Origin of the sequence: Inquilinus limosus MP06, assembly GCF_000767795.1 — a bacterium.
In the GTDB taxonomy this organism is placed as follows: domain Bacteria; phylum Pseudomonadota; class Alphaproteobacteria; order DSM-16000; family Inquilinaceae; genus Inquilinus; species Inquilinus limosus_E.
In genome coordinates this window covers 1-844 of the sequence record NZ_JANX01001094.1, presented here as the reverse complement: position 1 = coordinate 844, position 844 = coordinate 1, and the positions used below count along the sequence as shown (strand labels likewise).

The 844-nt window shown below is 75.4% G+C and carries 1 protein-coding gene; it reads left to right on the top strand.

Annotated elements, in window-relative coordinates; genetic code table 11:
* Positions 1-167: 167 nt before the first annotated feature.
* A partial coding sequence (locus tag P409_RS35405) for a 4-alpha-glucanotransferase (protein ID WP_238578861.1) occupies positions 168-844 on the top strand: 677 nt, incomplete at its 3' end.

Below are 844 nucleotides of genomic sequence, written 5' to 3'. Positions count from 1 at the left end.
GATCCCGCCGGCGCCGCGGTGGCGGAGTTCGCGGCGGCCGCAGGACCGGGAGGTCCGCTTCCACCTGTTCCTGCAATGGCTGGCCGACCGCGCCTTCGCCACGGCCCAGGCCGAGGCCCGGTCGGCGGGCCTGCGGCATCGGGCTGATCGCCGACCTGGCCGTCGGCATGGACGCCACCGGCAGCCATGCCTGGAGCCGCCCGTCGGACGTGCTGGGCGGCGCCAGCATCGGGTCGCCGCCCGACGCCTTCAACGCCGACGGCCAGAACTGGACCCTCGCGGCCATCTCGCCGCGGGCGATGGTGGAGACCGGCTTCGCGCCGTTCCTCGACACGCTGCGGGCGACGCTGCGCCATGCCGGGAGCATCCGCATCGACCATGTCATGGGGCTGGCCCGGCTGTGGCTGGTGCCGGACGGCATGGCGCCGACCGAGGGTGCCTACCTGACCTATCCGGCGGAGGACCTGCTGCGGCTGGTGGCGCTGGAATCGCACCGCCACCGCGCCGTGGTGATCGGCGAGGATCTGGGCACCCTGCCCTGGGGCTTCGCCGGCCGGCTGGCCGACCATGCCGTGGCCGGCATGCGGGTGCTGCTGTTCGAGCGCGAGGGCGACGGGTTCAAGCCGGCCGAGTACTGGGACGCCGGCGCCGTGGCGATGAGCTCGACCCACGACCTGCCGCCAGTGGCCGGCTGGTGGCGCGGCACCGATATCGAGGCGCGGGCCGGGCTCGGCCAATATGCCGATGGCGGCGTGGCGGAGCGGGCGCAGCGCGCGGCCGATCGCGGCCGGATGTGGCAGGCGCTCGGCGAAGGCCCGGTGCCGGAGGAGCCGGCGCCGGTGGT